Genomic DNA, 16,916 nt, shown 5'->3' with positions numbered 1-16,916 from the left:
CTTTATTGTTACCATTTTTTAACCGAATCGCAACGCAACGATAAGACGGGGCTGGTACAGTTTTTTTAATTTGTAGGGGTCGTAGCATCTATCGGAAAAAAGAGTGCTGTCCGGGCAACTGTTTTGAGAGGAACGGCTTATCCGATCAATCGCTTTCAGAGAAATCTCTTCTGGCGGAATCGGTGGAATGGGATGGTATCGAAAGGGGTGTAAGCCATGAATCTGACGGCGGTTCCCGCCTCTCTGCCGGTAACGCTTCAGGTGAAGCTGGCGGAAAAGGCCGACGAGATCGAACAGGCCTTGCGCTTGCGCTACCAGGTCTTCGCTAAAGAGATGGGCAATGCCAATCTCTTTAATGCATCGGGCATGGAGCGCGATGCCTACGATGCCGATTGTGATCACTTGATCGTGGCGGATAGGGACACCGGTTCTGTTGTGGGGACCTACCGTTTGCTCCCAGGGGAGCGGGCGATGGGGCAGTGCGGCTTTTATTCGGAAACGGAGTTTGACTTGTCCGCCATCGAGGACTTAAAGCCGCTGACGCTGGAACTGGGCCGCAGTTGTGTCGCTGCCGAGCACCGGAACGGCAAAGTGATTCAACTGCTCTGGGAGGGCATCGCCGGTTATCTGCAGCAACACCGCTATCGATACCTGGTCGGCTGTGTCAGCCTGCCCATGCAACCCCTGGAGGCTGTAAATGAGTTGTACACGATGTTGTGGAAAAAGGGCGTTCTCACTGAGCGTTTTGGGATCCGTCCGCTGGCGTCGCACCGGATCGACGGTCTGCAACTGGTGGACATCACCTTCAATGAAAGAGAGATGAACCGGCGGTTGCCGCCCTTGATGAAAGGCTATCAGTGGCTCGGGGCGGAGATCGCCGGTGAGCCGGCCTTTGATCCGGTCTTTCAGACGATTGACTTTTTCGTTGTCCTGGAGACCAGGAATGTAGCGAGGCGGTATCAGCGGCATTTTCTGCGCTAATCGAGTGTTGCGATAGCGAGTGTTTGAGGGGATTGAACGTATGTACGAATGGATCGCGAAAATCACGGCCGACGAAAGGCGCTTCGACGCCATCGGCCGCTGGGCCGCTCGCCTGCCGCGCCCTGTAGCGCTGGCCGCCTGCCGGTTGCTGGGAAGGGTGCTCCACGACCGCGCCGGCGGCGTGCGGGAGCAGGTGAAGGCCAATATGGCCGAACTGCTGGGAGAAAGGCAGGAGGATCGCTTAGATGCCTACTGCCAGGCCTACTTTCTCCATGGGGCGCTCACGCTCTATGAGGTGCTGGTGGCGAGCGATGGTCCGAAAAAGCGCCAAGAACGGTGTTGCACCATCGAGGGGGAAGAGCACCTGGAGACGGCGCTGGCGTCGGGACGGGGGGCCATTCTGTTTACACCCCACCTGGGGAATTTCTTTTACTACTACTGGGTGCTCTCCCAACGCTATAACTGCCTGACGGTGGGGACTGCCGGCAGTCCGGAGATCCGCCCTTTCTACGAGCGCTTTAACCAGATGGGTTGTCCGGGACTCGATTATGACGCAGCATCGCCCTTGGAGTTGGTTCGGACATTGCGCCGGCACCTGCAAAAAAGGGGCTTGCTCTTTTTGCTCTGCGATTTCTGGCGTCCCAACTTTCCGCCCGCCCAGTTTTTTGGGCGTCCGACGCGCAGTCCCGGCGGAACGGCCCTGCTGGCGCTGGACTTGGAGGTCCCCGTTGTGCCTTTTTATGGGCACCGGATCCGGGGGTTTGAGCACCGTCTCGTTTTTTGCCCGCCCATTTACCTGCACAAAGAGTTTCAACGCCATGAACGGACAGAGGCGACAAACCGGTTGAACCGGCTGCTGGCGGAGATGGTGGCCTGGGTGCCGGAGCAGTGGTTTTACTGGTTTAATGTGCATGAGCGATGGGAGAAAGGGACCGGGTCGGTTGCCGGGGCGTGAAAAGGGAAAAGGAACGACGCCTCACCGGTAGGGGCGTCGTTGTCTTTTTGTCGTGCTGTCCTGTGTTGCCGCCGCATAAGAATAGTTCGATATGCGAATCAAGGCGAAGCGAAGGTTAGGACTGGCCGGGGAGGGGGCGCCCATGCGCAGGGAGGACTTCGAGCGGTTGTGCCGGAACTGGCCCTTTGCCAAGGGCCATGCCTTAGCGGGGGCGCTCTTGCCCCTGGTCCGGAGCCACCTGGCAGGGCGCGACGGCGGCAAGCTGCCCGTCATCTGGATCGAGACTTGTGACAGCGGCGACAACAACATCTCCTTCATGAACACCGCCTCCCCCTATGTGGACCAGGTGTTTTCCGGGATGATCGACCTGATCTACAGCAATACCTTCATGGCGGCGCAGGGGCCGGACGCTCTTGCGCTGTTGCAGGACGCCCTTGGACGGGGCGGGCGTCGCTACACCCTGGTGGTCGAGGGCGCCATCCCTCTCGGCGGGCGGGGGCGTTATGCGGTGATCGCCTGGACGCCTTCCGGTCCCTTGACGGCCTATGAAGCGGTGCGCCGGTTGGGGAGGGAGGCCGAATACGTGGTGGCCTTGGGGACCTGCGCCGCCTTCGGCGGACCGTCGGCGGCCCGGCCCAACCCGACAGGGAGTGTCGGCGTCGGCGATGTGCTCGACCGGACTGTCATCAATGTGAGCGGCTGCCCCGTCAATGCGGACTGGTTCGTGGGGACGCTGGCCCACCTGCTTCTTTACGGGATGCCGGAGCTGGATGAGCGGGGGCGGCCGGTGTTGTTTTACGGCAGCACCGTCCACCGCCATTGCCAGCGGCGGTCCTACTTCGATCAGAAGGTTTTTGCCCAGCGTCTCGGCGATCAAGAGTGCATGTTTTCCCTGGGCTGCGCAGGGCCGAAAACCTACGCTGACTGTCCCTACCGTCTCTGGGTCGATCATGTGAGTTGGCCGGTGAAGGCGAACACGCCCTGCATCGGCTGCACCAACCCGGACTTTCCTGACGGGTCGACACCCTTTTTTGCGCCCTTGCCGGAAAAAGGGGGAAGTATGGAGAGGTCGTGAAGGGGGGGGATCGCCATGGGTCCCCAGCGGGTGCTCTTTAGTCCGGTCACGCGTCTCAGCGGCCTCTTATCGGCCCAGGTCGTCCTTGACGGGGGGCGTGTCGCCGACGCCTATGTGTCCAGCCCCCTCTTCCGGGGATTCGAGTCGATCATGAGGGGGCATGCGGTGACGGACGCTGTCTACTTGACCCAGCGGGTTTGCGGGATCTGTTCGCTGGCTCACGGCGCGATGGCCAGCTATCTGCTTGATGAGCTCTACGATAACGAGATCGCGGAAAACGCTCAGTTCTTACGCAATATCATGTACGGCGCCGACTTTTTACAAAATCATATCCGGCACTTTTACCTCTTCAGCCTGCCTGATTTTGTTCAGATGCCGGAGCGACCGCCCTTTCTCCGGCAGAACCTCACAGACGCCCGCTTCGACGCGCCTACGAGTGAGCGCCTGGTCTCTCATTATGTCGAAGCGATCCGGGCCGCCCAGAAGAGCCACCAGATCCTGGCCCTCTTCGGCGGCAAGGCGCCCCACCAGCACAGCTTTGTCCACGGCGGCGTCAGCGTGGCCCCGACGGCGGATAAGGTGGTCCAGGCGAGCGCCTTGCTGCAAGAGATCGAGGCTTTTATCCAGAGGTGCCTGCTGCCGGATACGGAACTGATCGCCCGGACTTATGGCGATTACTTTTTTATCGGTCAGACGCCCCTGCGGCTGCTCTCCTTCGGGCTCTTCCGGTTCGGCCTGAAGAACGAGCGCTTCTTGTGGAAGGGCGGGGTGGTGACTGAACAAGGGACGACGGAACCGCGCGTCGATCGGATCCGGGAGGAGACAGCTCATAGCTGGTTTCAGACGGTCGATGGGGAACTGGTGCCGGATCCCGATAAACCCGGCGGCTACAGTTTTGTCAAGACGGTCCGCTACGACGGCGCGCCCTTCGAGGTGGGACCGCTGGCGCGGATGCGGATCAACGGCTTTTACAACGGGGGGACGTCGACGATGGACCGGATTTACGCGAGATCGCTGGAGACGGCGCTGATCGCCGGCCTGATGCGGGAGTGGCTGGGACGACTGGTCCCCGGCGAACCGCCGATCGCGCAAAAAACGACACCGGTCAAAGGGCAGGTGACAGCCGTCACCGACGCCATGCGGGGGGCGCTCCTGCACAGCGCCACAGTGGAACAGGATCAGGTGGTCCGCTATGACATCATCACGCCGACGGTGTGGAACTTCTCGCCCAAAGACGCGCAAGGCCGGCGGGGACCCGTCGAATCGGCCCTTGCCGGGACGGAGATCGCCCGTCCCGAGCGGTTGTTCACCATCCTGGGGCGGATCATCCGCGCCTATGACCCCTGCCTGTCCTGCGCGACCCATATTGTTGACCTGAAAAGAGACGCTGCCGCTTTTCGTTCTTTTGAATTGACGATACAATAGAGTCAGGAGCTTTGCGAGGAGGTGAATCCCCGGGTTTTCGGGGAGATACAATGCGACTGCTGACTCGATCGGATTTTGATGGTTTGGCTTGCGCAGCGCTGCTGATTGAACTCGGTCTTGTCGATTCCTTTAAATTTGTTCATCCCAAGGACATGCAGGACGGGCTGATCGAGGTCAATGAGAACGACATTATCGCCAACGTCCCCTATGTGCCCGGCTGCGGCCTCTGGTTTGACCACCACTCTTCCGAGGAGGAGCGGGGCAGCTTGAAGGCGCAGTACCAGGGGATGTCCCGGCCAGCGCCCTCCTGCGCCCGCGTCATCTATGACTACTACGGCGGACGGGAGAAGTTCGGCTCCGACTTCGACGCCCTCATGGCGGGCGTGGACAAGGCCGATTCGGCCCAGTTCACCATCGATGAGGTGCTCCATCCCACGGGCTGGGTGCTGCTCTCCTTCGTGATGGATCCCCGCACCGGCCTCGGCCGGTTCCGCAACTTCACCATCAGCAACTACCAGTTGATGGAGAAGCTGGCCATTGATATCCGCCACAAGCCCATCGAGGCGATCATGGAAGATACCGATGTGAAGGAGCGGGTGGAACTCTACTTTGAACAGGCTGAACGGTTCAAAGAGATGGTGAAGGCCCACTCGAAGGTCGACCAGAATGTGCTGATCACGGACCTGCGCGGCGTCGAGCCCATCTACTCGGGCAACCGCTTCATCCCCTACGCCCTCTTCCCGGAGGTCAACATCAGCATCTGGACCGTCCAGGGCAAGCTGAACAACTGCGTCTTCACCTGCGGTAAGTCGATCTTCGACAAGTCCTCGGCGGTGAACATCGGCTCGATCATGCTCAAGTATGGCGGCGGCGGCCATTTCAATGTGGGCACCTGCCAGGTGGTTCATGACGAGGCGGAAAGGACCTTGCAGGCGCTGGTGGCGGCCTTCCGGAGCCGGTAACTTGTTGGAGCTTTCGTTTACGCTGTCATGTAAGCCGCAATAAAAACTGTATATGACGAAAATCAAACACCCGACCCAAGCGAAGGTCGGGTGTTTTGCATGTGCCGGTTGTTTTGCGCTTTTTATGCTCCGCGTTTCGTAGGGGGGAGCGCCTGTCGCAATTGTGATTGCCGAAGATAAGGCCGGGAGACGGAGCTTTCCAGCCTACGACCGGCTTTGCCAGCGCCAGGCCGTCTCGATGATGACCGACAGGTCGGCATAACGGGGGTGCCAGCCGAGTTCGGCGATGGCTCGCCCGTTGGAGGCGACGAGGACAGCCGGGTCGCCGGGACGGCGCGCTTCCATGCGCACCGGGATGGGATGTCCGGTCACTCGGCGAGCCCATTCAACGACCTGCAAGACGGAAAAGCCCTGGCCGTTGCCGAGGTTGCAGACGCCGGAAGGGTGTCCATTGGCGAGCGCCTTCAGGGCGAGCACATGGGCGTCGGCCAGATCGCTCACATGGATGTAGTCGCGGATGCAGGTGCCGTCCGGAGTCGGGTAGTCGTCACCGAAAAGGGAGAGGAATTCCCGCTTCCCTTGGGCCACCTTAAGCACGTTGGGGATGAGGTGGGTCTCCGGGTCGTGCTGCTCGCCGCTGCGGCCTTCCGGGTCGGCGCCGGCCACGTTAAAGTAGCGGAGGGCCATCCACTGGAGTCCGTGGACGCGCTCAAACCAGGGGAGCATCGCCTCAATCAGGTGTTTCGACAACCCGTAGGGGTTTGTCGGGCGGACAGAGTGGTCTTCCGGGATGGGAACCTGTTCCGGCTCGCCATAGACGGCAGCCGTCGAGGAGAGGACGAAGCGTTTGACGCCGGCTTCCGCCATCGCTTGGAGCAGCGCCATCGTCTGGCCCGTGTTGGCGAGAAAATAGCCTCCGGGATCTTGCATCGATTCGCCGACGAGGCTTTTGGCGGCGAAATGGAGGACGCCGTCGATGCGGTGGGCGGCGAAGATCTCCTTGACCCGTCGAGCGTCGCCCACATCGCCCCGGTAGAAGGGGACGCCCTTCGGGGCCAGGGCTTGATGGCCGGTGGTGAGGTTGTCGAGGATCACCACCTCCGCCCCTGTAGCCAACAAGGCCAGGGCGGCATGGCTGCCGATATAACCGGCGCCGCCGGTGACGAGGTATCTCATAAAGTCCGACCTCCTCCGTTGCATCGTTTTTTCTGATGTCAAACATCTTCAACAGTAATTTTACAATCGCCTTGTCGAGGCAGTACGATATTGCCTGATAAGGAGGGTTAACCATGCCATATCGATGGACTGCCGGCGGGATATTGTTGACGGCGCTGCTGGCCCTGGCGGCCCAACAGTTGGTCCGCTTTTCTCCCTTCACTATCCTTGGCGCGATGGTTTCCGCCATCCTGCTGGGGATGGCCCTGCGCGCGGCGGCCGGTGAACGGTTGGTTCCACTGAAACCGGGCTTCGCCTTCGCGGCGAGGTTGTTGCTCCGCCTTGGCATCATCCTCATGGGGGTGCGGCTCAACTTCGCCGACATCGCCGCCGCCGGCTGGCGGATACTTGCGCTCGATGTGGCTGTGATCGTCTTTGCCGTGACCGTCATTCATGTTATCGGGAAAAGACTTCACGTGGAAGACCGGCTGACATCGCTGATCGCCATCGGGACAGGCGTATGCGGCGCGGCCGCGATCGGCGCCGCCGCCCAGGCGGTGAAGGCAAAAGATGAAGAGGTGGCTCTTTCGGTCACGCTGATCTCCCTGCTCGGTACCCTGTTCACGGTGATGTACACCGTCTCCCTGCCGCTGCTCGCCCTTTCGGCGCAGCAATACGGCACCTTTGTCGGCGCGACGCTCCATGAGATCGCCCATGTCGTGGCGGCGGCAGCGCCGGCCGGCGCCATCGGGAGCGATCAGGCGATTTTGGTCAAATTGGGCCGGGTGATCCTCCTGGTTCCCGTCGTCATGGCGATGGAATGGATGTACCAAGGCAAGGCGCGGAGTACGCGCCAGTTGCCGATCCCTTGGTTCGTCCTGGGCTTCCTGGCCATGGCTCTGCTCAACACGAACCATTATTTCTCTCCGCTAATCACGGCAGCTCTGGTCAATACCAGCCTCTTTCTGATGGCCATGGCGATGGCGGCCATGGGGCTGAACGTGTATATCGGCGATTTCAAAAAAGTGGGCCTGACGCCGGTGTTGATGGGCCTGACCGGTTCAATCCTGCTCAGCCTGTTCGGGTACTTTGCTATGACCCTCCTCGGCCTGTAAACCTGATTCAGGCAACTCCGGCGAGCCGAGTTGGTTGCAGATAAAGTCCAGAAAGTGATTGACCGCCAGGGTCGTGAACTTTTCACGGTGGTAAAAGAGGGTAAAAGATCGGTCGATGGCCCCCTCCGCCAGGGGGATGATGGTCAGAGCCGCTTTGGCGACGTCGTCTAACAGAGCCAACCGGGACAAGACGGAAAAGCCGAGTCCCCCTTTTACAGCTTCCTTGATCGCCTGGGTGCTGCCCAGTTCCATCACCACGTGCAGATCGGCGGGCCGGCCGCCATGGGATTCAAGAAACTGCTCAAAAACCGGCGCGTGCCGGACATCGGTTCACGCAGCACCCAACGCTGCCGAAAGAGTTCTGCCAGGGAAAGGGGAGCCTTGTCTCTCCAGTCTGGCGGGGCGATGACGACGAGTTGATCGCCGCCGCAGGGCAGGCGGATGAGCACACCGGGGAGTTCGTCAGGGCTTTCGATGAAGCCCAAGTCCAGTTGTCCCTTCGTGACCATGGCCGTGATCTGTTCTGAGTTGTACACATCCATGGCGATGCATACCTTGGGATGGGTCTGCCGGAAGAGGACGAGGAGCTTCGGGAGCAGGTACTCGCCGATGGTGAGGCTGGCGCCGATGCGCAGGTGGCCGCTCACATCCTGTGTCAATCCCTGCATCGCCTGCTGCGCCCGTCCATAGAGTTGCTCCAGTTCGACGGCATAGGGATAAAGCGTCTTGCCGGCGGTGGTGATCAAGAGACGCCGGTGCAGGCGGTCAAAGAGCTTGACGGCGAAGTGAGCCTCCAGGTTCTGGATCTGCTGGCTGACGGCCGACTGGGTCAGATGCAGTTCCTGCGCCGCCAGGGAGATGCTGCCTTTGTCGACGACAGTCTTGAAAATGGACAGTTGGGTGTCAAGCATGGGAACGTCTTCTCCTTGCAGAGATGTCGGAATCAGCGCGAACGCTGGAATCAACATCGAAATCGGCATCTGTTCATTTCCGATTTTTTCACCGGATTTCAGATTATTGGGAAGGAAATCGCTTTTTTTTCTCGAAAAGACGATAAAAATGGGAGATAAAGGACCGCTGTACGATGAACGTCAGGCTGAACCATTTTTGGTGAAGGCCTGTTTTCCTTATTTAGGCCTGAAGGGGGGCCCCTTCCATGCAGCAGTTCCAATGGAAGCCACGGATGTCTCTGTAGAAACCGGAGGGGTTGCTCGTTGACGATTCGAGACCGGTGCCGCGCGCGGTTTCTCTTCTGGCGGCAAAAACTGCTCCCGCAGCAGATCACCAAACGCTTTTACCTGGCCATGGTGCTGCTCGTCCTGATCCATACGTTCCTGTTGAGCGGGATCGTCCATTTGGGGTTTTTGAAGAAAGAGCGGTTTGAGCGGGCGAGCGATATCGTAGCGGCCACTGTGGAAATGAAAAAGCGAGCTTCAGCGGCAGGGCTGGAAGAGGTCGCCGAAGGGGTTTCACGGAGGTATCCCGGCCTGACGATTGGGTACTACTCGGCTGAGGAAAAGCGATTCCTCGCCTTGAATCGTTACGAAGATTATCGCATCCGCATCCTCGATTATATCTTTCCCTTGCAAGGTCTATCCTTCCCGACGTTTCCTGAACCGGATCGGGAGCGGGCATTTCTAGAAGCCTATGTTCCCTCGCCGCCACCGGCACTGGGTGAGCCAGGCGAACTAGTGTTCATGGGATGGTGGAACAGCCCCGTGCTGGTTCAAATTCAACCGCTCCCCGACAAGGAATCGGTCTATTCCATGGTTTTTGTCCGGTTCAGGGACTTTCATCTTCCTGTGTTGTTGCGGACGGTAGAAGTCATCTCGATCGAAACGGTCCTGGCGGGACTGCTGATCGCGTGCGCCGGGAGTATTTTCAGCCGTTTTCGCGCGGAGATCGAGGGCTTTGGCTTGGCCGCCATGGTCGACGGTGACGTTGATATGTCGCCCAATGTGCTCCCTGAACTGAATCCGCTCGTCGATAAGGTTCGCGCCAACTCCCGCCATATCCGGCGGGTAAAGCGCAACCTGGCCCGGGAAGTGACCAAGCGGATGCTGGCCGTCAATGCCTTGACCACATCAGAAGCGAGATTTGTCAAAGCCTTTCACGCCAATCCCCACCCCATGTGCATCACCTCGGTGGAGGACGGGCGCTTTATCGAAGTCAATGCCAGCTTTTTAAAGGCCACTGGCTATGAACGGGCTGAGGTGATCGGGCGTCAGTTGCCGGAACTGGGCCTCACCGGGGAAGAGGAAGCAGACAAAGCGACAACATCAACGGCAGCAACAGGATCAGTGGCAACAACAGAATCAGCGGAAGCGACAGGCTCAGCGGAAGCAGTCCGGGCAAGAGGCGCTTTTCGCAACATGGAGCGTGAAATCACCCCCAAACAGGGGGAACGGCGGATCTGGCTTGTCTCAGCAGAGGGGATCGAACTGGAAGGGCGCGCCTGCTACCTCTACTCGGTGAACGACATCACAGAGATCCGCAAGCTAGAGGGAGAATTCGCCCGTCTGGACCGGTTGAACCTGGTGGCTCAGATGGCCGCCGGCATCGGCCACGAGATCCGCAACCCCATGACGACGGTGCGCGGCTTCCTTCAGATTTTAGGGGCAAAAAAGGAACTGGCGCCTCACAAGGAGCATTTTGACTTGATGCTCGAAGAACTCGACCGAGCCAACTCGATCATCGCGGAGTTTTTATCGCTGGCCAAACACAAGGTAGAAGATCTCAAGCTGCAGGATTTGAATGGGATCATCCGCACACTCTATCCCCTTCTGGAGGCAGACGCCTCTCTCGGCAAAAAAGCCATCCGTCTGGAACTGGGCGAGATTCCGGAGACCTACCTCGGGGAAAAAGAGATCCGCCAACTCGTGCTCAACCTGGTTCGCAATGGTCTGGAGGCGATGGGCGATGGCGGCGAATTGACGATCCGCAGCTATGGTGAAGACGATGCGGTGGTGCTGGCCGTGCGCGATCAGGGGAGCGGGATTAGCCCTGAGGTGCTGAAAAAACTGGGAACGCCTTTTTTTACGACGAAGGAACAGGGAACGGGGCTCGGGATGGCCGTCTGTCAAAACATTGTCGTCCGCCATCACGCCCATTTGTCAGTGGAAACAAGTCCCCAGGGAACTACTTTTTTTGTACGCTTTCCCTGTAACGTTGATTTTTCTCAATCATCTCTTTGCGGCGAGAACATCTTCCATTATACTGGGTTGTGAGGGAAAAACGAATGTCTGAGTGAGCCGCCACAAGCTGTAGAAGAAGCAGCAGATATACTGGCACAACCTACGATAATGATGAATACGGAGCGTGGTTGCCATGGCGCGCATATTGATCGGTGAAGACAATATCGCCAACTGCGAGTTGTTGAAAAAGATCCTAAGCCCCCAGGGTCATCGGGTCTTTATCGCTCATAACGGTCGGGATGTGGTCGAGATGGCCAAGCGGCTCCAGCCCCCTCCGCAACTGCTGCTGCTTGACATCATGATGCCCATCATGGACGGCTTTCAGGCCATCGCCGAACTGCAGCGGGATTGGCGGACAAAGCCGATCCCGATCATGATGATCACCGCCAGCGCCAATACGGTCGATGTGTTGCGTTCCAGGTCGGTCGGTGTGGTCGGATATATCCTGAAGCCGTTTCAGCCGAAGGTGCTCCTGGAGCGGATCGACCAGATCGTGGGCAAGGAGACGCCGGAAAAGGCGCAACCGCTCAGCAAAACCTTTTCGGCCAGCGACCTCCTGGAATCTGAGGAGTAAGGCAAAACCGCCCTTTCCGGCGTACACTGCGGAAGGGCGGTTTTTGTTTGGTTGGTGGCTCATTGCTTGGTTGGCAGCTCAGATGAAGCGACGCACTTGCAAGGAAAGGCGGATCTGCCTACAGGGCTTCGCTGACGATGACAGACCAGTCTTTGCCCTTGTAGGCGTTATAGCCGCGCGTCCGGGCGTAGCCGAAGATCTGCAGCTTGCCGTTGCCGTCCTGTTCGATGGTGAAACCGTAGGTGTCTCCGGCCATCGCTTTTTGCGCGGCTTGCAGGTGGCTCAGGTTTTTTTGCAGGATTCCGGAGCGGTTGCGCGTGCCAATGACGACGCCGTCTTTGTTGATCACGTAGATGTCCCCGGTGCTGCCAGTGCGCGCCGAATCGATGATATCGTAGATGAAGTTCCAGTTGAAACGGGTAGAAAAGACGCCGAGCACATTGCCCTCTTCATCGCGGACAGGGCAGGAATAGGCGACGGTGTGGCCTTTGACCGCCTCTGAGTAGTACATGTCGGTCACGTATACGTCGTTGCGGCGCATTGTTTCGGCGAACCAATCCCGGCTGGACATGTCGAGGCCGATGACAGACTTGTCCACGCCGGAGGCGACGACGCGTCCCGCCCGGTTGACGAGATAGAGGTCATAATAGACCTCGTAGATGTCGACGATTTTTTTCATTAGCGCCGTTGCTGCTTCGACACGATCTGGCGTCTCTTCACGGAGACAGGCTTTGATCTTGTCGAAGGTGGCCCAGGCCTGGACATCGCAGTTGCGCTCAAAAAGGTTGCGGTCGATCTTGTCGATCGTATCGTAGGCCACATCAGCCGTGCGTACGGCAATGACGTCATTGGCCTTGTTCTGGATGTTGCCGATCAGGTCGGTGCTTTCCTTCGTGGCGGCAAAGCTGCGATCTGCCAGTTTCTTGATCTCCGCTGCGACGACGCTGAATCCCCGGCCCGCTTCTCCGGCGCGGGCGGCCTCGATGGCCGAGTTTAAGGCCAGGAGGTTCGTTTGTTTGGTGATGTGGTCAATGGTCTTGACCACTTTGCCCATCTCGTTGTTCGCTTCTTTGAGTTGATGAAGCAGTTGCGACACATCCATGATGTTCGCTGTCTCGTTCGCCATCGCGGCTTTCCCTCTCTTCCACTTGAAGAAGTTAAACAAACAGTCTACTTCGATTATGCCATATCCGTCTGCTTCGGAATAGGTCGATTAAAGGTTTTCACAAAAAAGGTTTACTTGTCGAAGAAATTACATATGCGTTGATTCTTGACACTATCCCGGCATCAAGCGGATAATCAACGTACTGAGAGAAACAACAGAAACGACGAACCGAAAAAAATAAATGCGTGGGGAGAAGAGCATGGAGATTAAATCGATTAAAAAGCTGAAGCTCTACGGTTTTAACAACCTGACGAAGACGCTGAGCTTCAACATGTATGATATCTGCTACGCCAAAACACCGGAACACCGCAAGGCCTACATCGAGTATATCGATGAGGAGTACAACTCAGAGCGCCTGACCAATATCCTGATCGAAGTGGCCAATATCATCGGCGCCAACATCCTCAATATCGCCAAGCAGGATTACGACCCCCAGGGCGCCAGTGTGACCATGCTGATCTCGGAGGGCAAGATTGAGCCGGACGCAGAGCATGGGAACGGGACCGGTGGAGACTGTGACGATGACGATTGTCCGACGCCCATTCCCAATGCCGTCGCGGCTCACCTGGACAAGAGCCATATCACCGTGCACACCTACCCGGAAAGCCATCCCGACAAGGGGATCAGCACCTTTCGCGCCGATATCGACGTGTCCACCTGCGGCATGATCTCGCCCTTGAAAGCGCTGAACTACCTGATCAACAGCTTCAGTTCCGACATTGTCATCGCCGACTACCGGGTGCGCGGCTTCACGCGCGATGTGAGCGGGAAGAAATACTTCATCGATCACAAGATCAACTCGATCCAGAACTACATTGCCAAAGAAACGCGCGAACTTTACCAGATGATCGATGTGAATGTCTACCAGGACAATATCTTTCACACCAAGATGCTGCTGAAAGAATTTGATCTGGACAACTATTTATTCGGAACAGCGAAGAAAGAATTACTGCCTGGCGAGAAGAAAAAGATCAAACAACGGGTGAAAAAAGAGATGTATGAGATCTTCTCCGGCCGGAACATCCCTAAAGTCTAAGGAGGTTTTAGTGACAGCGGCTCATGGGGTAAAGCGGGGTGTATTGGCTCCGCTCGCTAAGGGCTGCGCGGCTGTTCGCTGCGCGGGCGCGCCAAACGTCCAGGGCTTTTCTGCATGTCGTGGCGCGCTTTTTCCGCTACGCGACCGGCGCTCACGACGCCGCTCCGCCCAAACCGCTCGCTGCGCCAATACACCCAGGCTTTACTTGTGATGATGCTGTCTGTACAAAAACCTCTAAACGAAATCGGTTAGAAATAGGTAACCGCCACTGAGACGCAAACGTAAAGGGGGCGATGAGAATCATAGACTGGGAAGCCCTCAAGGCCATCGACGCGCTGGCCTCCTTGCCGGAAGAGGTATTGCGGGAGTTGGCCGGTCGGGTGGGGGAGCGGGTGTTGAAAAAACGCCAGCCTCTTTTGCAGGAGGGGGAGCCGGCTGACGCGGTGTACTTCCTCCATGAGGGGAAGGTGCGTCTGGCCAAGATGAACCCGGACGGGCAGGAGAAGGTCGTGTCGATCGTCGACCCAGGCGACATCTTCGGCGAGATTGCCGCCTTTGATCCGGGACCAAGCCCTTACACGGCGGAGACGATGGAACCGGTCCGGGTGAGCCGGTTGCCCCTGGAGGAGTTCCGGCAACTCGTCTCGGACTACCCGCCGCTGGCGGCGGCTTGTCTGCAGGTGGAGGCGCGGCGGCTTCGGCAAGCCTATCGCCATATGAAGAACCTCGCCCTCCTCGACACCTACGGCCGGGTGGCGGCGCGCCTCTTCAAGCTGGCCCATGATTACGGCGTCCCCGACAGCCGGGGGACGCGCATTGACTTCAATATGACCCGGCAGGAACTGGCCCAGATCGTGGGCACCTCTCGGGAGACGGTTTCTCGCATCCTGGCCGAGTATGAGCGCCTGAAGATCCTGGAAGTGGAGCGCCAGCAAATCGTTATCTGTGACATGGAGGAGTTGAAGCTGCGGGCTACGGGCGGACGCTGAATAAAAAAGGGACAAGCGCGCCCCTGTACGATCCTAAGATCACAAATTCTCGGGAAAAATGGTGGCAGGCGGGAGGAAACCGCCGTCTGTCACCGAATTGTTAAGGCAATTTTATAGGAAAGAGGGCGTTCACGATGAAGAAGGACGTGCTGGTATCGGTCCTGGGAACCCAAAAGAACGACATTGGGGAAACAGACACCATCCATCTCGTCACGGAAGGCAAGATGTTCATCAAGCCCAACTCCTATTACATCGTCTATAACGAATCTGAAATTTCTGGAATGGAAGGCACCACGACCTCCCTGAAGATCGAAACGAACCGGGTGACTCTAAACCGCATGGGCCGGTCGGAACTGAAACAAACCTTCGAAGAAGGCGTCCTCAACGAGTCGGTCTACGTCACCCCCTATGGCAGCATGCACATGGGTGTCATCCCCTCCAAGGTGCAGGTGGACATAGGCGACAAAGGCGGCTCGATCAATCTGGAATATGAATTGCAGTTCGATCAGCGCAAGCTGAGCGACAACTCCCTCTTGATTACTGTGAAGGAGGAACATAGATTCAGTGAACTTCGTTGAAGATATTCGCCGCCGCATCTCCGCCGCCGTCGCCCAGGCGCTGGAAGGCGCCCGTAACGCCGGAGAAGTGAACTTTACGCAGATTCCGGCGTTTGTGCTGGAAGTGCCCCGGGAAAAACAGCATGGTGATTTTGCCACCAACGTGGCCATGCTGATGGCCCGGGAGGCCCGCATGAACCCCCGCCAACTGGCGGAAAAGATCGTCGCCCGCATCGACCGCGGCGATTGGCTGAAGGACATCCAGGTGGCCGGTCCGGGCTTCATTAATTTCACCTTGAACCATGCCTGGCTCTACCCTGTCCTCCCGGCAGTCCAGCAGGCGGACGCCGCCTACGGCGCCTCCGACGCCGGCGCCGGACGGCGGGTGCAGGTGGAATTTGTCAGCGCCAACCCGACAGGCCTCTTGCACATGGGCAACGCCCGCGGCGCCGCCCTCGGCGACACCCTGGCCAACCTGCTCTCCCTGGCCGGTTTTGAAGTGCAAAAAGAGTTTTACATCAACGACGCCGGCAACCAGATCGAAAACTTCGCCAAGTCCTTGGAAGCCCGCTACCTGCAGCTACTCGGCCAAGAAGTGCCCTTCCCCGAGGAAGGCTACCATGGCGAGGACATCGTCGAGACGATGCGCGGCCTCATCGCCAAAGAGGGCGATAAATACGTCAACATGGAGTCCTCCCTGCGCCGGGAGATGCTCGTCAAGTACGCCCTGCGGGAAAAGCTCGACGCCATCCGCCAGACCCTGGAGCGCTTCGGCGTCGTCTATGATGTCTGGTTCTCCGAGCAGTCCCTCCATGACTCCGGCGCCATCCAGCAGACCCTGGAAAGATTGCGCGCCAACGGCTACATCTATGAAAACGAAGGCGCCCTCTGGTTCAAGGCGACGGCCCTCGGCGAGGAGAAGGACGAGGTGCTCGTCCGCTCCAACGGCATCCCCACCTATTTCGCCGCCGACATCGCCTACCACAAAAATAAGTTTGACCGCGGCTTCGACTGGGTGATCAACATCTGGGGCGCCGACCACCATGGTCACGTCTCGCGGATGAAAAACGCCGTCAAGGCCGTCGGCTACGACCCGCAGAAGCTCGACGTCATCCTGATGCAACTGGTGCGCCTCTACAAGGGCGGCGAGATCGTCCGCATGTCCAAGCGGACCGGCCAGTACATCACCCTCGACGAACTGGTCGAGGAAGTCGGCAAGGACGCCGCCCGCTTCTTCTTCGTCATGCGCGGCGCCGACTCCCACCTCGACTTCGACCTGGACCTGGCCAAGAGCCAGTCCTCGGAAAACCCCGTCTTCTACGTCCAGTACGCCCACGCCCGCATCTGCTCCATCCTGCGCACCGCCCAGGAAGCCGGCTACGCCGTGCCCCAGGGCCAGCAGAAGGAGGCCGGCCTCGACCTGGCCGTCCTCGACCACCCCGCCGAGATCGCCCTGATCCGCAAGATCGCCGACCTGCCCGACGAGGTGGCCCGGGCGGCGACCCAGATGGAGCCCCACCGCATGGCCCGCTACGCCCAGGACCTGGCCGCCCTCTTCCACAGCTTCTACACCCACTGCCGCGTCCTCACCGACGAGAAGCCCCTTCGCGACGCCCGCCTCCTCCTCGTCGACGACTCGCGCATCGTCCTCCGCAACGTCCTCCACTGCATGGGTTTGACAGCACCGGAGCGTATGTAGTATAGTCAGGTGTAAAATACTAGAAAGACCCGTA

Annotated in this window: 15 protein-coding genes and 1 pseudogene; 13 read left to right on the top strand and 3 right to left on the bottom strand. The window is 58.7% G+C overall.

Annotated elements, in window-relative coordinates; all coding sequences use genetic code 11:
• Positions 1–216 precede the first annotated feature (216 nt).
• From AC0CW1_RS10820 to AC0CW1_RS10800, 5 genes are all read left to right on the top strand, one after another.
• Positions 217–981: a GNAT family N-acetyltransferase gene (locus AC0CW1_RS10820; RefSeq protein WP_488183064.1), complete on the top strand. Its 765-nt coding sequence runs from the start codon at positions 217–219 to the stop codon at positions 979–981.
• A gap of 40 nt (positions 982–1,021) precedes the next feature.
• On the top strand, positions 1,022–1,936 hold the full coding sequence (locus AC0CW1_RS10815; protein ID WP_488183063.1) for a lysophospholipid acyltransferase family protein: 915 nt from the start codon (positions 1,022–1,024) through the stop codon (positions 1,934–1,936).
• Between the two features lie 142 nt (positions 1,937–2,078).
• A complete protein-coding gene (locus AC0CW1_RS10810; RefSeq protein WP_488183062.1) occupies positions 2,079–3,011 on the top strand; it encodes a hydrogenase small subunit in 933 nt (310 codons plus the stop codon).
• Positions 3,012–3,026: 15 nt separating this feature from the next.
• A complete protein-coding gene (locus tag AC0CW1_RS10805) occupies positions 3,027–4,436 on the top strand; it encodes a nickel-dependent hydrogenase large subunit (protein ID WP_488183061.1) in 1,410 nt (469 codons plus the stop codon).
• Between the two features lie 50 nt (positions 4,437–4,486).
• Positions 4,487–5,398, top strand: a complete 912-nt coding sequence (locus AC0CW1_RS10800) for an exopolyphosphatase (protein WP_488183060.1) — start codon at positions 4,487–4,489, stop codon at positions 5,396–5,398.
• A gap of 204 nt (positions 5,399–5,602) precedes the next feature.
• Here the strand turns inward: AC0CW1_RS10800 and galE are convergent, their stop codons facing one another.
• A complete protein-coding gene (gene galE, locus AC0CW1_RS10795; RefSeq protein WP_488183059.1) occupies positions 5,603–6,574 on the bottom strand; it encodes a UDP-glucose 4-epimerase GalE in 972 nt (323 codons plus the stop codon).
• A 113-nt stretch (positions 6,575–6,687) separates the two neighbouring features.
• Between galE and AC0CW1_RS10790 the strand changes: the two genes are divergently transcribed.
• The gene (locus AC0CW1_RS10790) at positions 6,688–7,668 is read left to right on the top strand and encodes a YeiH family protein (RefSeq protein ID WP_488183058.1); all 981 of its coding nucleotides are present in this window, start codon (positions 6,688–6,690) and stop codon (positions 7,666–7,668) included.
• On the opposite strand, the pseudogene AC0CW1_RS10785 reads toward AC0CW1_RS10790, so the two are convergent.
• Positions 7,615–8,579, bottom strand: a pseudogene (locus AC0CW1_RS10785) (LysR family transcriptional regulator). The gene AC0CW1_RS10790 and the pseudogene AC0CW1_RS10785 sit on opposite strands and share 54 nt — an antisense overlap.
• Here AC0CW1_RS10785 and AC0CW1_RS10780 point away from each other — a divergent pair.
• From AC0CW1_RS10780 to AC0CW1_RS10770, 3 genes are all read left to right on the top strand, one after another.
• Positions 8,578–8,886 carry a hypothetical protein gene (locus AC0CW1_RS10780; RefSeq protein WP_488183057.1) on the top strand — a complete coding sequence of 103 codons (309 nt, stop codon included), beginning with the start codon at positions 8,578–8,580 and terminating at the stop codon, positions 8,884–8,886. The pseudogene AC0CW1_RS10785 and the gene AC0CW1_RS10780 overlap by 2 nt on opposite strands.
• Positions 8,883–10,895, top strand: coding sequence for an ATP-binding protein (locus tag AC0CW1_RS10775; RefSeq protein WP_488183056.1), 2,013 nt, complete (start codon positions 8,883–8,885; stop codon positions 10,893–10,895). The genes AC0CW1_RS10780 and AC0CW1_RS10775 overlap by 4 nt, the downstream gene beginning before the upstream one ends.
• 100 nt (positions 10,896–10,995) lie before the next feature.
• Complete coding sequence (locus tag AC0CW1_RS10770) at positions 10,996–11,436, top strand: response regulator (protein WP_488183055.1); 441 nt, start codon at positions 10,996–10,998, stop codon at positions 11,434–11,436.
• A 118-nt stretch (positions 11,437–11,554) separates the two neighbouring features.
• Here the strand turns inward: AC0CW1_RS10770 and AC0CW1_RS10765 are convergent, their stop codons facing one another.
• Positions 11,555–12,562: a methyl-accepting chemotaxis protein gene (locus AC0CW1_RS10765; RefSeq protein ID WP_488183054.1), complete on the bottom strand. Its 1,008-nt coding sequence runs from the start codon at positions 12,560–12,562 to the stop codon at positions 11,555–11,557.
• A 238-nt stretch (positions 12,563–12,800) separates the two neighbouring features.
• Between AC0CW1_RS10765 and speD the strand changes: the two genes are divergently transcribed.
• From speD to argS, 4 genes are all read left to right on the top strand, one after another.
• Positions 12,801–13,637 (top strand): adenosylmethionine decarboxylase, encoded by an 837-nt coding sequence (gene speD, locus AC0CW1_RS10760; RefSeq protein ID WP_488183053.1) that lies wholly within the window; start codon positions 12,801–12,803, stop codon positions 13,635–13,637.
• Positions 13,638–13,930: 293 nt separating this feature from the next.
• Entirely contained in the window at positions 13,931–14,626 is a 696-nt protein-coding gene (locus tag AC0CW1_RS10755) for a Crp/Fnr family transcriptional regulator (protein ID WP_488183052.1), read from the top strand.
• Between the two features lie 134 nt (positions 14,627–14,760).
• Positions 14,761–15,204, top strand: a complete 444-nt coding sequence (locus tag AC0CW1_RS10750; RefSeq protein WP_488183051.1) for a YwiB family protein — start codon at positions 14,761–14,763, stop codon at positions 15,202–15,204.
• The gene (gene argS / locus AC0CW1_RS10745) at positions 15,191–16,882 is read left to right on the top strand and encodes an arginine--tRNA ligase (RefSeq protein ID WP_488183050.1); all 1,692 of its coding nucleotides are present in this window, start codon (positions 15,191–15,193) and stop codon (positions 16,880–16,882) included. Before AC0CW1_RS10750 ends, argS begins: the two co-directional genes overlap by 14 nt.
• Positions 16,883–16,916: the final 34 nt, after the last annotated feature.

This window comes from Heliomicrobium sulfidophilum (genome assembly GCF_057715735.1).
This window is presented reverse-complemented; position numbering and strand designations above follow the sequence as displayed.

What these genes read in the sequence shown, in the direction of transcription:
- AC0CW1_RS10820 (WP_488183064.1), top strand. Translation starts at nt 217, where the DNA reads ATGAATCTGACGGCGGTTCCCGCCTCTCTGCCGGTAACGCTTCAGGTG.
- AC0CW1_RS10815 (WP_488183063.1), top strand. Translation starts at nt 1,022, where the DNA reads ATGTACGAATGGATCGCGAAAATCACGGCCGACGAAAGGCGCTTCGAC.
- AC0CW1_RS10810 (WP_488183062.1), top strand. Translation starts at nt 2,079, where the DNA reads ATGCGCAGGGAGGACTTCGAGCGGTTGTGCCGGAACTGGCCCTTTGCC.
- AC0CW1_RS10805 (WP_488183061.1), top strand. Translation starts at nt 3,027, where the DNA reads ATGGGTCCCCAGCGGGTGCTCTTTAGTCCGGTCACGCGTCTCAGCGGC.
- AC0CW1_RS10800 (WP_488183060.1), top strand. Translation starts at nt 4,487, where the DNA reads ATGCGACTGCTGACTCGATCGGATTTTGATGGTTTGGCTTGCGCAGCG.
- galE (WP_488183059.1), bottom strand. Translation starts at nt 6,574, where the DNA reads ATGAGATACCTCGTCACCGGCGGCGCCGGTTATATCGGCAGCCATGCC.
- AC0CW1_RS10790 (WP_488183058.1), top strand. Translation starts at nt 6,688, where the DNA reads ATGCCATATCGATGGACTGCCGGCGGGATATTGTTGACGGCGCTGCTG.
- AC0CW1_RS10780 (WP_488183057.1), top strand. Translation starts at nt 8,578, where the DNA reads ATGGGAACGTCTTCTCCTTGCAGAGATGTCGGAATCAGCGCGAACGCT.
- AC0CW1_RS10770 (WP_488183055.1), top strand. Translation starts at nt 10,996, where the DNA reads ATGGCGCGCATATTGATCGGTGAAGACAATATCGCCAACTGCGAGTTG.
- AC0CW1_RS10765 (WP_488183054.1), bottom strand. Translation starts at nt 12,562, where the DNA reads ATGGCGAACGAGACAGCGAACATCATGGATGTGTCGCAACTGCTTCAT.
- speD (WP_488183053.1), top strand. Translation starts at nt 12,801, where the DNA reads ATGGAGATTAAATCGATTAAAAAGCTGAAGCTCTACGGTTTTAACAAC.
- AC0CW1_RS10755 (WP_488183052.1), top strand. Translation starts at nt 13,931, where the DNA reads ATGAGAATCATAGACTGGGAAGCCCTCAAGGCCATCGACGCGCTGGCC.
- AC0CW1_RS10750 (WP_488183051.1), top strand. Translation starts at nt 14,761, where the DNA reads ATGAAGAAGGACGTGCTGGTATCGGTCCTGGGAACCCAAAAGAACGAC.